At 55.2% G+C, this 21,882-nt stretch carries 23 protein-coding genes; 8 read left to right on the top strand and 15 right to left on the bottom strand.

What is annotated here, in order from left to right:
- Window position 1: 1 nt before the first annotated feature.
- Both gspD and gspC read right to left on the bottom strand, forming a co-directional pair.
- Window positions 2-1,933 (bottom strand): type II secretion system secretin GspD, encoded by a 1,932-nt coding sequence (gene gspD, locus L383_RS20885; RefSeq protein ID WP_023332513.1) that lies wholly within the window; start codon window positions 1,931-1,933, stop codon window positions 2-4.
- 13 nt (window positions 1,934-1,946) lie between these two features.
- On the bottom strand, window positions 1,947-2,678 hold the full coding sequence (gene gspC, locus L383_RS20890) for a type II secretion system protein GspC (protein ID WP_014883170.1): 732 nt from the start codon (window positions 2,676-2,678) through the stop codon (window positions 1,947-1,949).
- A 300-nt stretch (window positions 2,679-2,978) separates the two neighbouring features.
- Here gspC and L383_RS20895 point away from each other — a divergent pair, with 300 nt between their 5' ends.
- Complete coding sequence (locus L383_RS20895; RefSeq protein WP_023332511.1) at window positions 2,979-4,544, top strand: ExeA family protein; 1,566 nt, start codon at window positions 2,979-2,981, stop codon at window positions 4,542-4,544.
- Complete coding sequence (locus tag L383_RS20900; protein ID WP_023332510.1) at window positions 4,544-5,182, top strand: hypothetical protein; 639 nt, start codon at window positions 4,544-4,546, stop codon at window positions 5,180-5,182. The genes L383_RS20895 and L383_RS20900 overlap by 1 nt, the downstream gene beginning before the upstream one ends.
- On the opposite strand, the gene L383_RS20905 is transcribed toward L383_RS20900, so the two are convergent.
- From L383_RS20905 to L383_RS20915, 3 genes are all read right to left on the bottom strand, one after another.
- Window positions 5,183-5,806 carry a helix-turn-helix domain-containing protein gene (locus L383_RS20905; protein WP_023332509.1) on the bottom strand — a complete coding sequence of 208 codons (624 nt, stop codon included), beginning with the start codon at window positions 5,804-5,806 and terminating at the stop codon, window positions 5,183-5,185.
- A 270-nt stretch (window positions 5,807-6,076) separates the two neighbouring features.
- Complete coding sequence (locus tag L383_RS20910) at window positions 6,077-6,907, bottom strand: N-acetylmuramoyl-L-alanine amidase (RefSeq protein WP_023332508.1); 831 nt, start codon at window positions 6,905-6,907, stop codon at window positions 6,077-6,079.
- Window positions 6,904-7,227, bottom strand: a complete 324-nt coding sequence (locus tag L383_RS20915) for a heavy metal-binding domain-containing protein (RefSeq protein ID WP_023332507.1) — start codon at window positions 7,225-7,227, stop codon at window positions 6,904-6,906. Before L383_RS20915 ends, L383_RS20910 begins: the two co-directional genes overlap by 4 nt.
- 97 nt (window positions 7,228-7,324) lie before the next feature.
- On the opposite strand from L383_RS20915, the gene L383_RS20920 reads away from it, so the two are divergent.
- From L383_RS20920 to artJ, 6 genes are all read left to right on the top strand, one after another.
- Window positions 7,325-7,843 (top strand): lipoprotein, encoded by a 519-nt coding sequence (locus L383_RS20920; RefSeq protein ID WP_014883164.1) that lies wholly within the window; start codon window positions 7,325-7,327, stop codon window positions 7,841-7,843.
- 226 nt (window positions 7,844-8,069) lie between these two features.
- Window positions 8,070-8,798: an arginine ABC transporter ATP-binding protein ArtP gene (gene artP, locus L383_RS20925; RefSeq protein ID WP_008500030.1), complete on the top strand. Its 729-nt coding sequence runs from the start codon at window positions 8,070-8,072 to the stop codon at window positions 8,796-8,798.
- A gap of 19 nt (window positions 8,799-8,817) precedes the next feature.
- Complete coding sequence (artI, locus tag L383_RS20930) at window positions 8,818-9,549, top strand: arginine ABC transporter substrate-binding protein ArtI (RefSeq protein WP_008500032.1); 732 nt, start codon at window positions 8,818-8,820, stop codon at window positions 9,547-9,549.
- A 6-nt stretch (window positions 9,550-9,555) separates the two neighbouring features.
- On the top strand, window positions 9,556-10,272 hold the full coding sequence (gene artQ, locus L383_RS20935) for an arginine ABC transporter permease ArtQ (RefSeq protein WP_014883162.1): 717 nt from the start codon (window positions 9,556-9,558) through the stop codon (window positions 10,270-10,272).
- Window positions 10,272-10,940 (top strand): arginine ABC transporter permease ArtM, encoded by a 669-nt coding sequence (gene artM / locus L383_RS20940; RefSeq protein WP_014883161.1) that lies wholly within the window; start codon window positions 10,272-10,274, stop codon window positions 10,938-10,940. Before artQ ends, artM begins: the two co-directional genes overlap by 1 nt.
- Window positions 10,941-11,135: 195 nt before the next feature.
- A complete protein-coding gene (gene artJ / locus L383_RS20945; protein WP_014883160.1) occupies window positions 11,136-11,867 on the top strand; it encodes an arginine ABC transporter substrate-binding protein ArtJ in 732 nt (243 codons plus the stop codon).
- Between the two features lie 87 nt (window positions 11,868-11,954).
- Here the strand turns inward: artJ and L383_RS20950 are convergent, their stop codons facing one another.
- From L383_RS20950 to rimK, 10 genes are all read right to left on the bottom strand, one after another.
- Complete coding sequence (locus tag L383_RS20950) at window positions 11,955-13,424, bottom strand: sensor histidine kinase (RefSeq protein ID WP_032629185.1); 1,470 nt, start codon at window positions 13,422-13,424, stop codon at window positions 11,955-11,957.
- Window positions 13,408-14,115, bottom strand: a complete 708-nt coding sequence (locus L383_RS20955) for a response regulator transcription factor (RefSeq protein WP_023332505.1) — start codon at window positions 14,113-14,115, stop codon at window positions 13,408-13,410. Before L383_RS20955 ends, L383_RS20950 begins: the two co-directional genes overlap by 17 nt.
- Before the next feature lie 105 nt (window positions 14,116-14,220).
- Window positions 14,221-15,360, bottom strand: coding sequence for a 23S rRNA (uracil(747)-C(5))-methyltransferase RlmC (gene rlmC / locus L383_RS20960; RefSeq protein ID WP_023332504.1), 1,140 nt, complete (start codon window positions 15,358-15,360; stop codon window positions 14,221-14,223).
- A gap of 40 nt (window positions 15,361-15,400) precedes the next feature.
- On the bottom strand, window positions 15,401-15,919 hold the full coding sequence (locus L383_RS20965; RefSeq protein WP_045134203.1) for a YbjO family protein: 519 nt from the start codon (window positions 15,917-15,919) through the stop codon (window positions 15,401-15,403).
- 20 nt (window positions 15,920-15,939) lie between these two features.
- Window positions 15,940-16,785 carry a putrescine ABC transporter permease PotI gene (gene potI, locus L383_RS20970; protein ID WP_023332503.1) on the bottom strand — a complete coding sequence of 282 codons (846 nt, stop codon included), beginning with the start codon at window positions 16,783-16,785 and terminating at the stop codon, window positions 15,940-15,942.
- Window positions 16,782-17,717 (bottom strand): putrescine ABC transporter permease PotH, encoded by a 936-nt coding sequence (gene potH / locus L383_RS20975; RefSeq protein WP_014883154.1) that lies wholly within the window; start codon window positions 17,715-17,717, stop codon window positions 16,782-16,784. The genes potI and potH overlap by 4 nt, the downstream gene beginning before the upstream one ends.
- Before the next feature lie 10 nt (window positions 17,718-17,727).
- Window positions 17,728-18,861, bottom strand: a complete 1,134-nt coding sequence (gene potG, locus L383_RS20980) for a putrescine ABC transporter ATP-binding subunit PotG (RefSeq protein ID WP_023332502.1) — start codon at window positions 18,859-18,861, stop codon at window positions 17,728-17,730.
- Window positions 18,862-18,959: 98 nt separating this feature from the next.
- Complete coding sequence (potF, locus tag L383_RS20985; protein WP_014883152.1) at window positions 18,960-20,072, bottom strand: spermidine/putrescine ABC transporter substrate-binding protein PotF; 1,113 nt, start codon at window positions 20,070-20,072, stop codon at window positions 18,960-18,962.
- A 351-nt stretch (window positions 20,073-20,423) separates the two neighbouring features.
- On the bottom strand, window positions 20,424-20,900 hold the full coding sequence (locus L383_RS20990; RefSeq protein WP_003858385.1) for a YbjN domain-containing protein: 477 nt from the start codon (window positions 20,898-20,900) through the stop codon (window positions 20,424-20,426).
- A gap of 63 nt (window positions 20,901-20,963) precedes the next feature.
- Window positions 20,964-21,866, bottom strand: coding sequence for a 30S ribosomal protein S6--L-glutamate ligase (gene rimK / locus L383_RS20995; RefSeq protein ID WP_032628797.1), 903 nt, complete (start codon window positions 21,864-21,866; stop codon window positions 20,964-20,966).
- Between the last annotated feature and the right edge of the window lie 16 nt (window positions 21,867-21,882).

Below are 21,882 nucleotides of genomic sequence, written 5' to 3'. Positions count from 1 at the left end.
CTTACTGTTTAAACGGGTTGCGCGTTGCGGCTGCGCTGGTTTTCACCGGCACCGCGTCGGCAGAAGGCGCGGACGGATATGCTGGCATCACCGGGTTATTGCTGTTTGTTACGATGCCCAGCTTTTTCTCCTCCATGCGCTGCTGCTGGCGAGCACGGATCTGGTCATATTTCTCTTTCGACGCCGCACTGTAGTTGTCGTCGTCGCGCAGCACCGTGGTGTGGATGAACACCATCAGGTTACGTTTAGAGGTATCCTCAGAGGTGTAGCGGAACAGCTGGCCCACCAGCGGAATATCGCCCAGCAGCGGCACCTTGGAGACGGTCTCTTTGGTGACGTTTTCCATCAGACCGCCCAACACCACGGTCTGGCCGCTGTGTACCATCACTTCGTTGTTGATGGTACGGGTGTTGAAGGTTGGGCCGAGGCTGGCGTCTTCAGTCGCATTAGCGTCAACGCTGGAGACTTCCTGTTCAATCTTCAGATGAATCATGTCGCCGTCGTTAATCTGCGGCACGATTTTCAGCTTGGTCCCCACCGTCTTACGCTCAACGGAGTTAAAGACGTTGTCGCCACTGGTCGTTTGCGAACCGGACAGTACCGGCACATCCTGACCGACGTTGAACGACGCTTCTTTGTTATCCAGCGTGACCACGCTTGGCGTAGAAAGAATGTCGTTCTTGGACCCGGTGGAGAGCGCAGTCATCAGCGCACCAAAATCACCGTTAAAGAAGCCGGTCGCCAGACCGGTATACGACAACCCTTTCATCGTGCCATTTTTGACCTGCCCGATTGGCAGGCCGGTGGATCCGAACTGGACGCCGCCGTGCTTGCTGGTCCACTGCACGCCCAGATCCATGCCGTTACCGTCCTGTACTTCCGCAATGATGGCTTCCACCAGCACCTGCGGACGGCGGATATCGAGCTTGTCGATCACCTTCTCCAGGGAGTTCATCACGTTAGGCTGCGCGGTGATCACCAGAGAGTTGGTTGACTCGTCGGCGGTAATATTCAGATCGCTGGACGCGGCGGCGGTTTTCGCCTTTGGCGCGCCCGCTTTGTCTTTCAGCTGTTCGCCAATCCCGGTCAGCACCGGCACCACCTTGGTGGCGCTGGCGTATTTGAGATAGAACACGCGGGTATTCCCTTCGTTGTTCTGCTCGCGATCCAGCTCATGAATCAGAGAGCGGGTGCGGGTGCGCGCCGCTTCCGAGCCGCTGATCACCAGGCTGTTGGTCTCGTCATCCGCAACCACTTTCGTGGCCAGCTGCGGTGCGTTCTGCCCTTTCTGCTCTTCGTTGTTGAGGTTGTTCAACATGTCTGAGAGCTCATTGGCAGAGGCAAAGCGCAGCGGCACAATTTCACGGCGCTGAACACCGTCTTTATCCACGCGCTGCACCAGATCCACCAGGCGGTTCACCACCGAGGCTTTACCGGTTAACAGCAGTACGTTGGACGGCTCAAAGTGAACCACGTTACCGATGCCGGTTGCGTCGTTGAGCTGGCGCAACAGCGGAGCAAGCTCGCGTACTGGCACATTTTCCATGCGCACGACGCGGGTGATGATTTCATCCCCTTTGCCCGGGTTGCTGCTGTCCGCCAGCGGCGCCCCGGCGGTGCGGGCGACGCTTGAACGCACCACTTTGACCATGCCGTTGTCCATCGGGATCACCGACAGGCCGTACAGGTCCAGCACGCTCAGGAAGAACTGGTAATACTCATCTTCCGTCAGCACGTTATAGGTTCTTACGGATACCGTGCCCTGAACGGACGGATCGACAAGAATGGTTTTATTAAGATTGCGGCCTACCGTATCGATAAACTCCCGAATATCGGTATTTTTAAAGCTCGCGCTAAAGTTCGCCGCGAACAGCGAACCTGAATATAACGACAATGCGGTCAGCGCCACGCACGCCCAAGGAAATTTCTTCATGGCTGTACACTTGTTAATTGTTTAGAACATTAATCCGAATATTTTCAAGGTGAGCGTGACGTCTGACGACGACCTCCGCTTCTTTCATTTTCGACCAGTTGGCAATAATATTTTTTGCCTTTGCTTCATCGGTCATATCGACAGAGTTTACTTTTACCGCCACATCCCCCTTTTCCAGTCCTGAATGACTGAAGAAGGCGGAGGCGTTCCTTGGATTAATGTTGTAGCCTTCCAGCTGGCCTTTTTCGATCAGAGGTTTTAACACCAGATAATCATCCAGATGCACGCTTTCCGCGCCTGCATCCTTCGTCGATTTCGTCACCGGGCCGCTGTCAACGCCGCCCTTAAAATAATCCGGCTTATTTAATGCGAGTACCTGCGTAGCACCTTCATAATTAACCACCACATTATCTTTATTAATTTCCTGAACAAACGCGTCGGTAAAACCGGTCAACGGCTCGCCCTCCCGGTAGCTTCTCGCCCCTCCGGGGGTTTTAATGACGGCGAAGGAGAGCCAGGCATCATCACTGCGCACGATACCTTCGATCTCCGCTGCCAGCGGCGCTTTTGCCGCTATCTCGACGTTATCCTGGCGAACAGCAGCCGTGAAAAGCGTGAAGGATTTTTCTTCGCGACGTTTTTTCAGCGGCTGCACATCAGAATTAGCCAACTTATTTGTAACTTTTTTATAATCTTTAAACGTCAGATACCCTTGTTGGCCGCAAAATAGCAACAGCGCAAACATAATACAGGGGGTTATCCACCGTGACAGAAATGAGAACCTCATTTTTCATCTGGCCTATAGCAAAGCGAAAATAAGCAGCGTCGTGCTGCGCTAACATGTGAGGAAATAGTAATGAGCTGCTGTAAATTCGACCACTGACTTTGCCACTAACTTTCATACAGAAAACTATTGACCGTATAAAATCCAGATGTTAGGCATCGTCCAGTGGATATTTTTACCCTGTGTGTAAATTGACCACACCCTGGCGTTGCTTTACTTTCTCGTCCTGTTGCTATTCCCAATCAGAGACGGTAAGTCGTTATGTATCAGAAGCACTTTAATTTTAAAAATCCGCCCTTTCGGAAGATCGTCCGCTCAAACGGCGATTTTCTGGTGCCTTATCATCAGGATGTTTTCAACCTGCTGAAGGAGAAAACCCAACAGGCGGGAATTATCGGGCTCTTTTCCGACGATGCCCCTCTGCTGGGGCAGTTCAGTGACGCCCTCAAATCTGCCCACCCCGACGTGCTTGCTATTAATGCGTTTCCAAAACTGAGTGCCAGTAGCCTGCTGTACAAGCTCAGCCCGGGAACCAAAGAGAACAAGAACCGGATTCAGGCGGTGGATGCCGTACTGCACCAGTGGCAGGCGGAAAAAAACCGGGCGAAGATACTGATCGTTAGCCATTGCGAGGCGATGAAAGAGAGCTGTCACGAGGTGCTGGCGATGCTACTCACCCGTGCCCAGGAGCTGGCGTTTCGCCTGTCGGTGGTGCTGACGGGCGCGGCGGATCGGGACATTGTTCTGATGCAGCAATCTGAGCTGCGTGAATATGCGCACACCCGCCACACTTTGCGTCCCCTTACCTGCCGGGAATATCTCAGCTATGTACAGGCGCAGTGTGAAGAACACGGGTGCGAGAACGCACCGTTATCCCCGGCACGCGTGCGTAAAATGCATGCGCTGACCAAAGGGAATATCAGCAAACTGAATGAACTGTCGCATCTGTCGATGCTGGCTGCCTGGACCGAACGTGCAGCCCAGGTCAGCCCGCGTCATTTACGGCTGGCGGCAGGGGAGATCCTCCCGGCGAAAAAACACGGTAAGCGCCTGGCAACCGTGGGGCTTTTTGCCTCAGTGCTGTTCGCCGCCTGCGGCTGGTATTTAACGTCGTCGATCGCCGGAAAACTTCCGGTTCAACTCCCGGTACCCGTCAGCTGGAAACAGCAGGCGCCAAAAGTTGAAGCACCGGTGGTGCCGGTCATCGACAACGAAATGGTTAATCAGCCGGATGCCATGCATCAGCTCTACCTGATGTGGGGGTATGACGCCTCGGCGGATGATGCCCTGTGCCAGAACGCCGCGAAGGTGAACCTGATGTGTAAACAGGGGAATGCCTCACCCGATGCGTTGGCCCAGGAGGGGTATCCGTGGGTGAGCGAGCTGAAAACCGGCGATCATCTTAACTATGCCGTGGTCGCCCGCGTCGGAGATACGTCACTCGACCTGCTGATGAATAACCGTACCTGGCAGGTAAGCCGCCGCTGGTTTAACCAGCATGCGACCGGCAACTTTACCCAGTTGCACCGCCTGACGCCGGAAGGTAAAGACGCTATCAGTGCCGCCAGCGACACGAAAGACATGGGCTGGCTTGACCAGCAGTTGAGCCTGGCGCTTGGCCAGCCAGAAACCCATTCGCAGACCTGGACGGCGGAGATGATGAAACGCACCCGCGAATTCCAGCAAAAAATGCATCTGCATGTGGATGGCATTCCTGGCGAAGATACGTTGATGCAGTTGATGCGTGAAACCCATACCGCGCCGAGCGTACTGCTCCAGACCACGCATGCCACACCCGACGCCAACACGCAGGAGAAGCATTCCTAATGTCTACCATCTGTCTTGCGGCTCAGCGCAGTTACACCACCGGCGAGGCGGTCTGGTTTTCATACCGCCTCCCCCGTCTGAGAAACATCGTTAGCCATGCCTTTTTAGGAATGGTGGCTCTGTGCGCCATGATCATGGCAGGGCTGTACGCGCATGTTTACTGGAACCTGCGCCATCCGGCGCCGGAACCGGTCAAAGCAAGCGCCGCGAAACCGGAAACGCAGCTTTCAGATATGCACTATGTGTATGTGAGCAAGCCGTTCCCGCATCCCCATCCGCATCCGCAGCCAAAACCTGCTCCGGTGCAGGAGGATGTTCCTGCCATGCAGGATCTGCCCATCAACAGCGATGATGCCGACTGGCAGCAGGCACCTGATGGTGACGTGCCCCATGATACTTCCCGGGATACGTTACCCGGAACCGAAGCACACGAAGCCGCCTCCGCCAGCACAGGCAGTGATGACGCCTCTATAAGCGAGTTACTTAAGCAGGCGTTAAAAGAACAAGAGCAAGATTATTCGCAAGGCAAAATTCCCGCGCCGCCGGTTGACGAAACGCAGGATAATTCGCAGAGGGATGTGAATCATAAAGTGGATGCCCGGTCCCCTTTGAGTGAGAAAGGAGACCGGCTGGAGTAGTTAATATTTTTCAGGCAAGGCTGTCAGGTTAAGGAGTCTTCCCTTTTCCACAACAATATATTGACCTTTTTTGAGATCGGAAAGAATTTTAATGATGGTGCTACGAGCCAGGTTGGTGTACTCCTGAATATAATCATGAACGTTAATATCGCGTTGCTGATGAACAATCAGGTCATTGATCTCGTATAAAAACTCACGTACGACTGAATAGGCACTGCGGGCAACCAGAACATCGTCACGTTTGCTCAACATACAAATATACCAGGAGAGAACTTTGGTCAGTTGAGGCCACAAATTGTTATCCGTCATAAGCTGTGCGAAGGTCTCTTTTTTAATTGAGCGCACCACGGTATTGGCCCGAACGAGGCCGTACATATGGGTCGCGTCGTAGTACATCGAAGAGAGACCAAAAATGCACTGGCCGGTAACCGTGAACATACACAGTTCGTCGGATTCACGTCGGAATTCAACTTCGCCGCTGACGATAATATGAATATATTGTGAATCAGAGGTGGATATTTTCTGCCATTTCTTTAAGGTTTTCTCTTCAAAACCTGAGGTTGCAGAAATAATACTATTCATTTCGTCCTGTGGACGTAACTTTTTACCGTAAATACTTAACATTGTTATACCCGATTTAAGATGTTAATTTTTAGTATGCAGACCAAAGCAAAAAAAACCTTAGCCTAAGAATATTTTTCCTGATGATACGCTCAAGGAGAAAAATAAAAGATGAATGAGATATATTTATTTGCTGCATTAATTAGCAAGCTATGTGTCTATCTTAAATGCGGATAATTTTAAGTCAATTAACTAAAAATGAATTGAGTTTGTACCTAAGATTAATCTCAAGTAAATCAGGAGTAACGGGCGCTTTCGGGGATATCCGAAGGATTACCCCTGCCCGTATTTCTCTAAAAGCGCTTCAGCAATAGCCATCGTTTCGACATCTGCGACGCCATTCCACAGGTCAGGCCTGAAGTGCATCTGGAAGACCATGATGATACGTTTTTGCTGCGCTGGGGTGCTGTTGGCCGGTACGTCATAGCCGTAGCGCGCAAGCAAATCGAGTAACGCTGCGGTATCCACCGCCTGAAAGCGTGGTCGTCCGTTGATATAAAATGCGACGCGCGCGGGATCGGGCCATGCGCCTATCCCCTGCTGAGCCAGCTGTCGCCACGGGAACAACGGACCAGGATCGTCTTTGCGCTGCGGCGCAATGTCCGAATGGGCCACCACGTTCTCAGGTCTGATGTTGTAGCGGGCAATGATGTCTTTGGCGAGTGGCACCAGCGCCGCAATCTGCGCGGGTTCGAAAGGTGTAAAACGCTTTACGCCAGCAGACTTTTGCCAGCCACGATTTTCAAGTTCAATGCCCACAGACGTATCATTAATTCGGTTGGTACCGCGCCAGAAGCTGATACCAGCATGCCAGGCCAGTTCGCTCTCGGGTACCAGTTGCCAGATACGCGGCTTGCCGTCCGGTGCTGGCGGGTTTGCGGGGATCAAATAATGAGAGCTGACGTTTTTATCGGTTAGGGTCGCCAGCGACGTGTCAAAATCATCGGCGGTGTAGTGGATCACCAGCACCTTTATTCGCGGGTAGGCCGCCTGCGCCTGATGACGGGTATCCAGCTCGTACGCGCCTTTATCAACAATGCCCTTTTCCGAGGTACATCCTGCCAGCAACAGCGCCAGCAGGAGAGTGGAGAGCGAACGCTTCATCGACGGGTTTTCACCGCCGTTCCACTGACGCTCACCATCAGCATGCTGGCATCTTTCCCGACCGTTTCGTAGTCGATATCAATGCCGACAACCGCATCCGCACCCAGCGCCTTGGCCTGCTCGCCCAGCTCCTTAAAGGCAATTTCTCGCGCTTTACGCAGCTCTTTTTCGTAGGCACCGGATCGTCCACCCACGATGTCACGGATGCCAGCAAAAAAGTCGCGGAAGATATTAGCACCGAGAATTGCTTCCCCGGTCACCACGCCGCAATACTCGGTTATTGTTTGCCCTTCCAGGGTTGGCGTTGTTGAAAACTGCATAGTTTCTCTCCTTCTTTAGCGTTCAATGCCTTAGGCACAGCATTATCGGTTCGTTACGCTATGATTGAAAGGATAGTTAATAAATAAGGAAATCAACATGCGCTACTCTGCTTTAACACTTTTGGTGCCCTGCGCGCTGGTGCTCAGCGCCTGTACCACCACGGTCACGCCAGCCTTTAAGGATATTGGTACCCGCAGCGGCCCCTGCATTGACGGCGGCCCGGACACCGTGGCGCAGCAGTTCTATGATTACCGCATTCAGCACCGCAGCAACGATCTCACCGGCCTGCGCCCTTACCTGAGTGACGGTCTGGCAAAACTGCTCAACGACGCCACCCGCGATCCGCAGCATAATACCCTGCTTAAATCCGATCCGTTCTCCAGCCGTACCACGCTGCCGGACAGTGCGGAAGTGGCCAGCGCTTCTACCATTCCCAACACCGATGCGCGAAACATTCCGCTGCGCGTCAAGCTGACCCAGGGGACCCAGTCCTGGCAGGATGAGGTACTGATGATCCGTGAAGGTCAGTGCTGGGCTGTCGACGACGTACGCTACATTGGCGGCAGCGTTCATGCCCCGGCAGGCACGCTGCGCCAGTCGATTGAGAACCGCTAAACCATCAGTTATAAAAATGTTACCCCCGTAAAATGTCCGGCATTTCTCGCGGAATGCCGACATTTATACTCGCCGCCTTTGCCCTTCGCTATTTTGTGCTATGTTTAAGAGGAAATACGGGTTATATTTAACTTTTAACGCAGAAATATTGCATAACTATTCTGTCAACGGTACTATCTGCGGCCTCAATTGCTATAGATTGCCTGGATGAGTAAAGACTGCCCCGATGAGTATTAAACTAAACGGCATTAACTGCTTCTACGGCGCACACCAGGCGCTGTTTGACATCACGCTGAACTGCCCGGAAGGCGAAACGCTGGTTTTGCTTGGCCCAAGCGGTGCAGGTAAAAGCTCCCTTCTGCGTGTCCTTAATCTGCTTGAAATGCCCCGTTCAGGTACGCTGGCGATTGCCGGTAACCATTTTGATTTCGCGAAAACGCCGTCTGATAAAGCGATTCGCGAGCTGCGTCAAAACGTCGGCATGGTCTTCCAGCAATACAATCTCTGGCCGCATCTGACGGTGCTGCAAAACCTGATTGAAGCCCCGTGCCGCGTGCTGGGGTTAAGTAAGGATCAGGCCATCGCCCGTGCCGAAAAGCTGCTCGAGCGTCTGCGCCTTAAGCCTTACAGTGACCGTTATCCGCTGCATCTTTCGGGTGGTCAGCAGCAGCGTGTGGCGATTGCCCGTGCGTTGATGATGGAACCGGCGGTTTTGCTGTTTGATGAACCGACCGCGGCGCTGGACCCGGAAATCACCGCTCAGATCGTCAGCATTATTCGTGAGCTGGCGGAAACCAATATCACGCAAGTCATCGTTACCCACGAAGTGGAAGTGGCGCGTAAAACCGCCAGCCGTGTGGTCTATATGGAAAATGGGTATATCGTTGAGCAAGGTGATGCGAGCTGCTTCGCTAACCCGCAAACCGATGCCTTCAAAAACTATTTATCTCATTGATTGTGTCAGGGGAAATATAATGAAAAAAGTATTACTTGCCGTGCTGCTTGCTGGCGTTACCCTTTCCGCTACCGCAGCCCAGACCATTCGTTTTGCCACGGAAGCGTCTTACCCTCCGTTTGAGTCCATTGATGCAAACAATAAAATTGTTGGCTTTGACGTAGACCTGGCAAACGCCCTGTGTAAAGAGATCGATGCGACCTGCACTTTCAGCAACCAGGCGTTTGACAGCCTGATCCCAAGCCTGAAGTTCCGCCGTATCGATGCTGTCATGGCCGGTATGGACATCACCCCTGAGCGTGAAAAGCAGGTGCTGTTTACGACCCCTTACTACGACAACTCGGCGCTGTTCATTGGTCAGAAAGGGAAATTCACCTCTGTTGATCAGCTGAAAGGCAAAAAAGTGGGCGTGCAGAACGGCACCACGCACCAGAAATTCATCATGGATAAGCATCCGGAAATCACCACCGTTCCGTATGACAGCTACCAGAACGCGAAGCTGGATCTGCAAAATGGTCGTATTGACGGCGTCTTTGGCGACACCGCGGTCGTGACCGAGTGGCTGAAAGCGAACGATAAACTGGCGCCAGTAGGCGACAAAGTGACCGATAAGGACTACTTCGGTACCGGTCTAGGGATTGCCGTTCGTCAGGGCAACACTGAGCTGCAGCAGAAGTTCAACGCTGCGCTGGAAAAAGTGAAGAAAGACGGCACCTACGAAACCATCTACAAAAAATGGTTCCAGAAGTAATTCCTGATGAATGAAATTTTTCCTTTAGCAAGCGCCGCCGGGATGACCGTCGGCCTTGCCGTTTGCGCACTGATTATCGGCCTGGTGCTGGCGATGTTCTTTGCGGTGTGGGAGTCCGCGAAATGGTTCCCCGTCGCCTGGACAGGCTCCGCGCTGGTCACTGTGCTGCGTGGACTACCGGAAATTCTGGTGGTCCTGTTTATCTATTTCGGCTCCTCGCAGCTGCTGCTTACGCTGTCGGATGGCTTCACTGTCAATCTTGGCTTTGCGCAGATCCCGGTGCAGATGCAGATTGAAAACTTCGACGTCAGCCCGTTCCTGTGCGGCGTGATAGCCCTCTCCCTGCTCTACTCGGCGTACGCGTCGCAAACCCTGCGTGGTGCGCTGAAAGCCGTGCCGCAGGGGCAGTGGGAGTCGGGTCAGGCGTTGGGTATGTCGAAATCAGCGATCTTCTTCCGTCTGGTCATGCCGCAGATGTGGCGCCATGCCCTGCCGGGCCTTGGTAACCAGTGGCTGGTGCTGCTGAAAGATACCGCGCTGGTGAGCCTGATCAGCGTTAACGATTTGATGCTGCAAACCAAAAGCATCGCCACCCGTACCCAGGAGCCCTTTACCTGGTACATTGTGGCGGCGGCGATCTACCTGGTGATCACGTTGCTCAGTCAGTACATCCTCAAGCGTATTGACCTGCGGGCGACGCGCTTTGAACGGAGACCAGGCTGATGCTTGAATATTTCCCGGAGCTCATGAAAGGGCTGCATACCAGCCTGACGCTGACCGTGGCGTCCATTATCGTGGCGCTGATCCTGGCGCTCATCTTCACCATCGTCCTGACGCTGAAAACGCCGGTACTGGTATGGATTGTGCGCGGCTACATCACCCTGTTTACCGGTACGCCGCTGCTGGTGCAGATCTTCCTGATTTACTACGGCCCGGGACAGTTCCCGTCGCTGCAGGAATATCCGGTTATCTGGCATCTGCTCTCTGAGCCGTGGCTGTGCGCCCTGATCGCCCTTTCCCTGAACAGCGCGGCCTATACCACCCAGCTGTTCTACGGCGCGATTCGTGCCATCCCGGAAGGGCAATGGCAGTCCTGTGGGGCGCTCGGCATGAGCAAGAAAGACACGCTGGCGATCCTGCTGCCGTACGCCTTTAAGCGTGCGCTCTCCTCTTACTCCAACGAAGTGGTGCTGGTGTTCAAGAGTACCTCTCTGGCCTATACCATCACCCTGATGGAAGTGATGGGCCACGGACAGCTGCTGTATGGACGCACCTATGACGTGATGGTCTTCGGCGCGGCGGGCGTGGTGTATCTGGTCGTGAACGGCCTGTTAACGCTGATGATGCGCCTGATTGAGCGTAAAGCTTTAGCGTTTGAGCGCAGATCGTAGGCCAGGTAAGCGCAGCGCCACCCGGCAAGAAGTGCATAAATGTGATTAATCAATGCGGATAACTTTCTGGTTATCCGCTTTTTTGTGCCATAAAAACAATATTTAATCATTTTTATTGCATATAAATTCATTAACTGGCATTGTACATCCAGGCCGCAGACACGGCGCATCAATAAGACAGACGGGAGCATTACCATGAAAAAGTTAGTTCTGGCCGCATTACTGGCAACGTTCGCCGCAGGCGCATCCGCAGCGGATAAAATCAATTTTGGCGTGTCCGCCACCTATCCGCCGTTTGAATCGCTGGATGCCAGCAACCAGATCGTCGGTTTCGATATCGACCTGGCGAAAGCGCTGTGCAAACAGATGCAGGCCGACTGCACCTTTACCAACCACGCCTTTGACAGCCTGATCCCATCGCTGAAGTTCAAAAAATACGATGCGGTAATCTCCGGAATGGACATCACCCCAGAGCGCAGCAAGCAGGTAGCGTTCACCGACCCGTACTACGCCAACTCGGCGGTAGTGATTGCGAAGAAAGGGGCGTATAAGTCCTTCGACGAGCTGAAAGGCAAACGCATCGGGATGGAAAACGGCACCACGCACCAGAAATACCTGCAGGACAAACATCCTGAAGTGAAAACCGTGGCCTATGACAGCTATCAGAATGCGATTATCGACCTGAAAAATGGCCGTATTGATGGCGTCTTCGGCGATACCGCCGTGGTCAACGAGTGGCTGAAAACCAACCCGCAGCTGGGCACGGCGACCGAGAAAGTGACCGATCCACAGTACTTCGGTACCGGCCTCGGCATCGCGGTACGTCCGGATAACAAAGCCTTGCTTGCAAAACTGAACGGCGCGCTGAAAGCGATTAAAGCTGACGGTACGTACCAGAAAATCAGCGAGCAGTGGTTCCCGCAGTAAGGTGTTTTGCCGGGTGACGGCTTCGCCTTACCCGGCCTACGAGGGGGGTTTTGTAGGCCGGATAAGCACAGCGCCACCCGGCAATTCTCACAACGGCACAAAGAACCTGAATCGTGCCCCACTCACCGACTCCATCAGCCGTATTCCACCGCCGTGCAGCTCCAGCATCCGTTTGACGATTAACAGCCCTAACCCGCCGCGGTTCTCCCGCGAGGCCTGAGTGTTCAACGCCGAAGGCCGCTGGAACAGATCGTCGCGCAGCGACGCATCCACGCCCGTACCGCTGTCAGCCACTTCGACCTGAAGCTGTTCATTCTCCTGCCAGACCGCCAGACGAATTTCCCCGCCGGTCGGCGTATGACGCATTGCGTTATCCAGCAAATTGGTCACCACGCGCTCGATCATTGATACATCGGCATTGACCAGCGGCAACGGCCCAGGCACGTCAATATGCAGATTGACCTCTCGCGTGCGGGCAGTGAGCTCAAACTTCTGCGCCACGTCGGAAATCAGCTCCCCCATCGCGAAACGCTCGCGCTGCGGTTTAATGCCGCCATGTTCAAGACGCGCCAGCTCAAACAACTGCTGGGAAAGATGGCGTACCTTTTGCCCCTGACGCAGGGCGGTGGCGAGATATTGCTGGTGCTCCTGAGGCGTCAGCGTGGTGGATTTCAGCGATAGCGTTTCCAGATAACCCAGCAGAGAGGTCAGCGGCGTGCGGAGATCGTGCGAAATATTGGCGATAAACTCCCGGCGCTGGCGATCGCTGTCGGCCAGCTGATCCCACTGGCGGGTGATTTTGCGCGCCAGCTCGATAAAACTGTTGCGCAGGCGTGCCACTTCGTCATTGGCCGCGACGTCCGGCGGCTCTGCTGCCAGCAGCCTGATTGCGCTAATGCTGTCCTGCTCAAGCCCGGTGACCTCTTCCGTCAGGCGTTTAACCGGACGCGTCACCCAGTACCAGACCAGTAATCCCGCCAGCAGGCCGAACAGTGCAACCCACAGCAATGACCAGAGCACCGTGCTCCACAGCGCCTTATGCCAGGCCATGTCCGCCAGCGCATTCGACTCCTCGCCCTGCAAAATAATGTACAGGTAGCCCTTAAGCTCGCCGTCCTGACGCAGCGGCGTGGCGCTGAAGACTTTTTTGTTCTTGCTGCGCGGATCGTCGCCGAGTACCGGGATGGCGGTGCCGCTCAGGAAGGTCTGAACCGGTGCCAGATCGATTTTTTGCCGCTGAATATGGCCCGGCGGGGCGGCATCGGCCAGGATGTCGCCGTCGGGTGAGACAACATAGAGCTCCACGCTCGGATTAAAGGTCATCAGACGGTCAAAGAGCGGCTTCAGCGAACTGCGGTCAACCCTGCCCTGCGCGTCGAGAATCGGTTCCCGCTGGACGATCTGCTGCGCCAGTCCGCCCGACAACCGCTGCACCATGGCGTTGCCGTATTGCGTACTGGTGTAGAGCTGTACCGCGCAGGCGACGGTGGCGCAGAGCATCATCAGCAGAATGAACAGCAGCGTCAGGCGCTGGCTGAGGCTAAAGCGACGCATCAGGCGTTGGCTCCGCAAATTTGTATCCCTTACCCCAGACGGTGCGAACGATTTCCGGCTCGGCAGCATCCTTCTCAATCTTGATGCGCAGGCGGTTGATATGGGTGTTGACGGTATGCTCATAGCCTTCGTGCTGATAACCCCAGACCTGCTCCAGCAGCGCCAGACGGGAAAACACTTCGCCAGGATGACGGGCAAAGAAGTAAAGCAGTTCGAATTCGCGCGGGGTGAGATCCACCACCTGTCCGTGGAGCAGGACGCTGCGCGCCAGCGGATCGATCGTCAAACCGTGCGCCTGAATTTGCCCGTCCGTTTGTGCCTGCCCCATCGCCTGCTGACGGCGGAACAGCGCTTTAATGCGGGCAATCAGCTCCTGCACCGAAAACGGCTTAGCCAGATAGTCATCGGCACCGGTTTCCAGCCCGGTAATGCGGTCGGTTTCGCTGCTGCGGGCGCTGATGATGATGACCGGCAGGTAGCGCGTCATCTGACGGATGCGTCGGCAAATCTCCAGCCCGTCAACGTTCGGGAGCATCAGGTCGAGGATCACCGCATCCCACGGCTGTTTTTCCAGGCGCTGCAGGGCGTTGCCCCCGTCGGGCTCGTGGGTGATGGCGTAGCCTTCGTCTTCTAAATTGAGTCGCAGAAGTGCCGCGATATCGTGGTCGTCTTCCACCAGCAGGATGTGCTTCATGGGTAAGCCTTCAATCATTTCTTATGACGTAAGCTTACCTGATTTCGAGCGGGGGAAGAGTTCACATTTTGTTGAACATTGTGCGGGGTTCATGCCAGGTGGCGGCTACGCCTTACCCGGCCTACGGGTTAACAACGTCAACACTTCGTAATGCGCGGTATGCGGGAACATATCGAAAAGCTTAACGCGTTCAATGCGGTAGCCCGGCAGGCTGGCGATATCTTTCGCCATGGTCTGCGCATTGCAGCTGGAGTAGACGATGTAATCCGGTGCCATCTGGCTCAGGTAATCGCAGAGTGCGTTTCCGATGCCCCGTCGCGGCGGGTTGACCAGCACCAGTTCCGGCACATTGCCCTGGCCGGTGGCGAACTGGGTAGAGTCAAGCGCCTGGAAGTGGAGATTCGTTAACCCCAGCCCGGCGGCGGACTGTTTCGCGCAGGCAATCGCTTCGGCCGAGATCTCAATCCCGGTCAGCTGCATTTCAGGCGTGGCGCAGTGCAGGCCGAAACCGCCCACGCCGCAGAACAGATCCCACATATGATGAATGTTTAACGCCCGAACCCAGTCACGGGCGGTGGCATACAACGCACTCGCCACGGTCGGGTTGGTCTGGAAGAAGCTTTGCGGGCGGATCCACAGCGGTACGCCGTTGAAATTTTCGGCCAGCGCAGGCTGTTCGGTGAAGAAGATCTCTTTCTCCCCTTCCATAATCGCCATGTGCACCGGCTGTATGTTTGCCGTAATGACCTTAAGCTGCGGCAGTTGCGCCTGCAGCCACGGCAGCGCCGCGCGAAGCTGCGCCAGCTTCGCTTCCGAGCGCAGCACAAAACGCAGCATCATGCCGCCGTCTAGCTGGCTTTCCGTCAGCAGGAGATATTTCAGCTCGCCGCGCTTGCGGGCGACGTGGTAGGGCGTTAACCCTGCCCGCGCAATAAACGGTTTGAGTGCGGCAAAGACGGGTTCAAACGACGCGGGATACAGCGGGCAGTCGGTTAAATCTTCCGGCGTGCCGTCGCGGTGCAGCATCCCCAGCAGCGGTTTTTCGACGCTGCCGCTGACCACCATTTTGGCTTTGTTGCGAAAGCCCTGCTCCGGTCCGCTGATGGGTGCGCACCACTCCCCCACCGCGTGTTCAGCCAGCAGCTGTTGCAGGTCGGCCATCTTGGCGGTGAGTTGTTGAGAGACCGGCTGTTCTATCCACTGACAGGAGCGGCAGCGTCCGGCGTCATAGAGTGCGCACTGCATATGAAAACCTTAAGAATAACGGGGGCTGCGATTATACACATTATTGCAACTGGAAGAACCGTCGACTGGACGCAGGCACGAACAGGAAGAACAGCACCAGCATATCCGGCAGTTTTTGCAAAAACAGCGCGTGCAAAATCTCGCGTTTTGATCCGCCCGCAATGCTGAACAGTTCGGGATAGCCATACCCCAGCGAGGCGGCCCACAGGTAGCTGGCGGCGGTCACCTGCGTCAGCAGATAGACCCAGCGCGCCCAGTTGCGCCCTTTGACCAGCGAAAACGCACAGTAGATCTCAATGAACACCAGCACCAGGCTGCTCAGAAAAACCAGCGTCAGATTCCACGTCTGCACGCTGCGGTGAATGAATTCACCGATACCGCGCACGCCCAGGGTATTCAGAATCATCAGCACGTCCAGGCAGCGGATCATAATAATGGCGAGCGCCGCCACCTGTACCAGCGCAGGAACGTTAGGACGAGCGTGCGTAAGCCGTGATTTTTTTAATAATCCCAATGTTTTACTTCCCTGAAAAACAGTGCCGCGTGATACGCGGCACATCACTGGAAATTTTAAATGCTTCAGCCGCGTCTTGCACGCTGGATATCACGCACGCGCTGTTTTTCCGCGCGCGCCATCAAATACCAGGCGATAAATCCGACAATTCCGACCACGCCGAGGATGATAGAGGCCAGGGCGTTGATCTCCGGGTTAACCCCCATGCGCACGCTGGAGAAGACCAGCATCGGCAGCGTTGTCGCCCCCGGGCCGGAGACAAAGCTGGCGATCACCAGATCGTCGAGCGAGAGGGTAAATGCCAGCAGCCAGCCGGAGATCACCGCCGGCATGATCATCGGCAGGGTAATGATGAAAAAGACCTTCAGCGGGGTCGCGCCGAGATCCATCGCCGCCTCTTCTATCGAGCGATCCAGCTCGCGCAGACGCGAGGAGATCACCACGGCGACATAGGCGGTACAGAACGTGACGTGCGCCAGCCAGATGGTGAGCATGCCGCGATCCGCCGGCCAGCCAATGGCATGCGCCAGCGCCACGAACAGCAGCAGCAGCGCAAGGCCGGTAATCACGTCCGGCATGACCAACGGCGCGGTGATCATAAAGGCGAAGCCGTTCGAACCGCGAAAACGGCCGAAACGCACCATCACCAGCGCGGCGATGGTGCCCAGAACAGAGGCCATCGTTGCCGCCAGTGCGGCGATGGTCAGGCTCAGCCCTACCGCGCTCATCATTGCATCGTCCTGGAACAGCTCACTGTACCAGCGCGTCGACCAGCCCGCCCAGACCGTCACCAGTTTGGAACTGTTGAACGAGTAGATCACCAGCATCAGCATCGGCGCATACAGGAAGGTAAAGCCGATCGCCAGGATCGCAATTCGCCACGGAGAGCGCACTACCGGTAAGTTATTCATCCGTGGTCTCCCATCTGTTTCTGCTGATGTTTGTGGAACCACATGATCGGCACGATCAACAGCAGCAGCATGATAATCGCCACCGCAGACGCCACCGGCCAGTCGCGGTTATTGAAGAACTCCTGCCACAGCACGCGGCCAATCATGATGCTGTCCGGCCCGCCGAGCAGCTCCGGGATCACAAACTCCCCTACCGCCGGAATAAAGACCAGCATCGACCCGGCGATAATCCCGCCTTTGGTCAACGGGACAATGACGCTGAAGAAGGTTTTCAGCGGACGCGCACCGAGGTCAAGCGAGGCTTCCACCAGCGAGTAATCTATCCGCGTCAGCGCCGTATAGATCGGCAGAACCATAAACGGCAGATAGGCATACACAATGCCAATATAGACCGCGAGGTTGGTGTGCAGGATCGTCAGCGGCTGATCGATAACCCCAAGCCACATCAGGACGTTATTCAACACGCCGTTGTTTTTCAGGATCCCCATCCAGGCGTAAACGCGGATCAGGAATGAGGTCCACGACGGCAAAATCACCAGCAGCAGGAGGATATTACGCGTCGAGGGTTTACTGTGCGCCACGGCCCACGCCAGCGGGTAGCCCATCACCAGACAGCAGAGCGTCGAGATCGCCGCCACCTGCAGCGACTGCAGATAGGCTTCAATATAGAGCGGGTCCTCGGTGAGCTGCAGGTAGTTACCGAGGTTTAAGGTCAGCGTCAGCTGCCCGTCTGCCCACTCCCACAGGTCGGTATACGGCGGGATCGCCCGCGCCATCTCCGCCAGGCTGATCTTGAAAACGATCAGGAATGGCAGCAGGAACAGCAGGATCAGCCACACGTAAGGCATGGCAATCACCAGCTTGCGGCCGTGCTTCATCTTAAGGCGCGTCAGCCAGCTGGCTGCGCGGGCTGGAGGTTCAAGTGTACTCATTGTCCGCTCCTTATACCGTCAGCACGACACAACTGTCAGCATCCCAGCACAGGCGCACTTCGTCGCCCCAGGTCGGCTGACCTTTGCGGTAGCGATGTTCGTTTTGCAGCTGGGCGCTCAGCATCTGACCGCTTTTCAGACGCACGTGATAGATAGACAAATCGCCCAGGTAAGCAATGTGCACCACTTCACCCACGGCGAAGTTATAGCCATCGGCTGGCGGATCGTCACAGAGCATGATCTTCTCCGGACGCAGCGCGACGTAGACCGGCACGTTGTCCACCACGGCGCTGTCAGGATCGACCTTGAGCGGATGCTGCAGACCCGGCGATTCAATGACCAGGCCATCCTCCTGACGATCTTTCAGTAGCCCTTCGAAGACGTTGACCGAACCGATGAACTCGGCGCTGTAGCGGGTGGTTGGATGCTCATAAATCTCCTCCGGCTCGCCAATTTGCACAAACTTCCCGCGGTTCATGATCGCAATACGTCCGGCCATGGTCATGGCTTCTTCCTGGTCGTGGGTCACCATTACGCAGGTCACGCCGACGCGCTCAAGAATATCCACCACTTCCAGCTGCATACGGTCACGCAGTTTTTTATCCAGGGCCCCCATCGGCTCGTCGAGCAGCAGCAGTTTCGGGCGTTTTGCCAGGCTTCTGGCGAGCGCCACGCGCTGGCGCTGGCCGCCTGAAAGCTGGTGCGGTTTACGCTTCGCGAACTCCTGCATGTGGACCAGACTCAGCATCTCGGCCACGCGCGCGGTGATTTCGGCTTTTGGCAATTTATCCTGCTTCAGGCCAAAGGCGATGTTCTGCTCCACCGTCATGTGCGGGAACAGTGCGTAGGACTGGAACATCATGTTAATCGGGCGCTGGTACGGCGGCACGCTGGAGAGATCCACGCCATCAAGCATGATTTGCCCGGCCGTGGGTTGTTCAAAACCGGCTAACATACGCAGCAGGGTTGATTTGCCACAGCCCGATGCGCCCAGTAGCGCGAATATTTCGCCTTTATAGATAGTCAGGCTGACGTCGTCCACGGCATGCTGGCCATCGAAAGATTTGGTGAGGTTACGAATTTCAAGAAGCGGGGTCAGCGCTTTACGGACTTTCGCCTGCGGGCGGGGGATCGCGTCATTCACGGGGTGCTCTCCGGCAGAAATCAAATCATGGTGCAGGCGCACCAGAACGGTGCGCCTGTTGCCGGGGGCGCTTCGCTTGCCCGGCCTGTGAAAAAGGGTTACTTACCGCTTTTCACCTTGGTCCACGCACGGGTACGTACGCGATCAATTTTTGGATCCTGTACTTTCAGGGTGAAGAGCTTGGCGAACACGTCCGCTGGCGGATAAATTGCCGGATTACTGCGGATCGCTTCACTCACCAGCGGCACGGAAGCCTTGTTACCGTTGGCGTAATAAACGTGGTCGCTGATGTGGGCGATCACGTCCGGACGCATCAGGTAGTTAAGGAACTGATACGCTTCGTCTTTGTTTTTCGCATCAGCTGGCATCGCGAAGACGTCGAAGAAGGCCAGCGCCCCCTCTTTCGGGATGAAGTAGGACACATTCACGCCGTTTTTCGCCTCTTTCGCGCGGTTCGCCGCCTGCCACACGTCCCCTGCCCAGCCAATCGCAACGCAGATGTCACCGTTCGCCAGGTCGTTGATGTACTGGGAAGAGTGGAAATAGCGAATGTTTGGACGCAGCTTCAGCAGCAGATCGGTCGCCGGACCGGTGTAGTCATCCGCCTTGTTGCTGTTCGGATCTTTGCCCAGGTAGTTCAGCACGGTGGCAAAAATCTCTTCTGGCGCGTCCAGGAAAGAGACGCCGCAGCTTTTCAGCTTCTCAAGGTTTTCCGGCTTCAGCACCACGTCCCAGCTGTCCAGCTTGACGTCCGGGCCCAGCGCCGCTTTGACTTTATCCACGTTGTAGCCGATACCGGTGGTCGCCCACAGGTAAGGCATGGCGTATTTGTTATCCGGGTCATGCTTAGCCACCAGCTTCAGGACTTCTGGATCGAGGTTTTTCCAGTTCGGTAATTTGCTTTTGTCCAGTGGCTGGAAGACACCCGCGGTCAGCTGACGCTCCAGGAAGCTCGCGGAAGGCACGACCAGGTCAAACCCGGTGCTGCCTGCCATCAGTTTTCCTTCCAGCACTTCGTTGGAATCGAAAACGTCGTAGACCACTTTAATGCCGGTCTCTTTCTCAAAATTGGCCACGGTGTCCGGCGCAATATAGTCAGACCAGTTATAAACGTGCAGCGTTTTTTGTTCCGCAGCGAGCGTGCCGGCAGAGACGGCCATCAGAGCACCCGCAACCAGACCCGATAACCATTTTTTATTCAAGGCGATCATAGTGTTATTCCTTCTGAAAGCTCGTTAACAAACGAACTAAAACTGTGCAATCTGGATATATGCAAAAATCATGCATAGTTTGTCGCTCTGCTCAAAATAAAAAGAAACCTCTTTACCCGGCAGGATCCGCTCGCTTTTTGAAGCATCGCAAGAATAACTGTAGCCCGTGTCTCCGGCTATAGCCCAGACGAAAAAACGCCTTTTATCAATTTTTTATGCAGGTTTAGTCTACGTGATAAGCCGAAACGGCCTTTGGGGAGGTGAAAAATTCTTTAAAGAAAGGTTAAAAGCAGCAGAAAAAATGGCCTTATGCAGCCGCCATGGCAGCGACTGCGCAAAAGTCAGGCAGCCTTAGTGAAGAAAATTGGGAGATGCATCATTATTCTCTGCATCATCTTCCGCGCTATACAGCAGATGGTGTGCATTGGCTTCCATCATGACCATGGAAATTTGCTCTTCACTCAAGCGCATAAACCAGGCGAACTGCTTAAAGGAGAGCCCTGCCCCGGAGAATAAAGACTGGCAAACGACCAGTTTTGGCAGATTATCATCCTGTATATCGAGAAATGCTTTCACCGTCAAAGAACTGGCATTGATGGCCGACAGGTCGGAGGCCAGCGCCAGTAGCGCAGACGGCTTCACTTCGGCCAGCGCGGAGAAAAGGATCACGTCGTTAATCAGATCGATTTTGGCATCAAAAATACCGTCGAAATTTTGCATATGAGGCAGATGCAGCGCCTGGCAGGAATCACATTCAAAGAACGTAATACCGGCATCATCGAGCCATTGACGTAACGTATCCAGTGTTGGTACGACCTGTAAATCCATCGCGGTGCAGCCTCTCTAATAAAAACTTCGCATAGATTACGCAAAAAGTGCGTTCAATGCCATTTAACCGCCCGTTTTCAGACAGTAGCCCGGCGTGGCATGACGCTCGATCCATGTGATCATTTTACCTGCAATATCGACCCCCGTGGTTTTTTCCACGCCTTCCAGCCCCGGTGAGGCATTTACCTCCATGACCAGCGGCCCGCGCGTCGCCCGCAGGAGGTCAACGCCCGCCACGTCCAGCCCCAACGTTTGCGCGGCTTTTACGGCAATGTCCCGCTCGCGATCGCTAATATCAGCGACTCTCGCTATGCCGCCGCGGTGAAGGTTAGAGCGGAAATCGCCCTCTTTGGCCTGACGCTCAATGGCCGCCACCACTTCATTTCCGACCACGAAACAGCGAATATCACGCCCTTTCGCCTCTTCGATATACTCCTGCACCAGTATGTGCGCATTCAGTCCCCGAAAGGCGTCGACCACACTTTCTGCAGCCTGCCGCGTCTCCGCTAGCACCACGCCGATACCCTGCGTGCCTTCTACCAGCTTGATCACTAAAGGCGCGCCGCCCACCATGTCGATCAGATCGCTGGTGTCGTCCGGCGAATGGGCTATTCCGGTAACGGGGAGATCGATCCCCTGACGGGCGAGCAGCTGCAGCGAACGCAACTTGTCGCGGGCGCGGGAAATGGCCACGGATTCATTGAGCGGATAGCTGCCCAGCATCTCAAACTGGCGCAGCGCGGCGGTGCCATAATAGGTGATCTGGGAGCCGATACGCGGGATCACCGCATCAAAATGCGGCAGCTTGCGGCCTTTGTAGTGTATAGATGAAGCGGCGGGGTCGATGTTCATATAGCAGGACATCGGGTCAAGGATCTCAACCTGATGTCCGCGTTTTGCCGCCGCTTCTCGCAGGCGTTTACATGAATAGAGCGTTCCATCCCGGGACAATATGGCAATTTTCACCCTGCACCTCTCTGAA

Source organism: Enterobacter sp. MGH 37 (assembly GCF_000534515.1).
Lineage (GTDB): Bacteria > Pseudomonadota > Gammaproteobacteria > Enterobacterales > Enterobacteriaceae > Enterobacter > Enterobacter kobei.
This window is presented reverse-complemented; position numbering and strand designations above follow the sequence as displayed.

Coding starts and splice junctions, on each gene's coding strand:
- L383_RS20895 (WP_023332511.1), top strand. CDS start 2,979: ATGTATCAGAAGCACTTTAATTTTAAAAATCCGCCCTTTCGGAAGATC.
- artP (WP_008500030.1), top strand. CDS start 8,070: ATGAGTATTAAACTAAACGGCATTAACTGCTTCTACGGCGCACACCAG.
- L383_RS20965 (WP_045134203.1), bottom strand. CDS start 15,919: ATGTGCCGCGTATCACGCGGCACTGTTTTTCAGGGAAGTAAAACATTG.
- L383_RS20910 (WP_023332508.1), bottom strand. CDS start 6,907: ATGAAGCGTTCGCTCTCCACTCTCCTGCTGGCGCTGTTGCTGGCAGGA.
- potI (WP_023332503.1), bottom strand. CDS start 16,785: ATGAATAACTTACCGGTAGTGCGCTCTCCGTGGCGAATTGCGATCCTG.
- L383_RS20915 (WP_023332507.1), bottom strand. CDS start 7,227: ATGCAGTTTTCAACAACGCCAACCCTGGAAGGGCAAACAATAACCGAG.
- rlmC (WP_023332504.1), bottom strand. CDS start 15,360: ATGCAGTGCGCACTCTATGACGCCGGACGCTGCCGCTCCTGTCAGTGG.
- L383_RS20955 (WP_023332505.1), bottom strand. CDS start 14,115: ATGAAGCACATCCTGCTGGTGGAAGACGACCACGATATCGCGGCACTT.
- L383_RS20900 (WP_023332510.1), top strand. CDS start 4,544: ATGTCTACCATCTGTCTTGCGGCTCAGCGCAGTTACACCACCGGCGAG.
- artM (WP_014883161.1), top strand. CDS start 10,272: ATGCTTGAATATTTCCCGGAGCTCATGAAAGGGCTGCATACCAGCCTG.
- potH (WP_014883154.1), bottom strand. CDS start 17,717: ATGAGTACACTTGAACCTCCAGCCCGCGCAGCCAGCTGGCTGACGCGC.
- L383_RS20990 (WP_003858385.1), bottom strand. CDS start 20,900: ATGGATTTACAGGTCGTACCAACACTGGATACGTTACGTCAATGGCTC.
- artQ (WP_014883162.1), top strand. CDS start 9,556: ATGAATGAAATTTTTCCTTTAGCAAGCGCCGCCGGGATGACCGTCGGC.
- gspC (WP_014883170.1), bottom strand. CDS start 2,678: ATGTTTGCGCTGTTGCTATTTTGCGGCCAACAAGGGTATCTGACGTTT.
- artI (WP_008500032.1), top strand. CDS start 8,818: ATGAAAAAAGTATTACTTGCCGTGCTGCTTGCTGGCGTTACCCTTTCC.
- potF (WP_014883152.1), bottom strand. CDS start 20,072: ATGATCGCCTTGAATAAAAAATGGTTATCGGGTCTGGTTGCGGGTGCT.
- artJ (WP_014883160.1), top strand. CDS start 11,136: ATGAAAAAGTTAGTTCTGGCCGCATTACTGGCAACGTTCGCCGCAGGC.
- gspD (WP_023332513.1), bottom strand. CDS start 1,933: ATGAAGAAATTTCCTTGGGCGTGCGTGGCGCTGACCGCATTGTCGTTA.
- L383_RS20920 (WP_014883164.1), top strand. CDS start 7,325: ATGCGCTACTCTGCTTTAACACTTTTGGTGCCCTGCGCGCTGGTGCTC.
- L383_RS20905 (WP_023332509.1), bottom strand. CDS start 5,806: ATGTTAAGTATTTACGGTAAAAAGTTACGTCCACAGGACGAAATGAAT.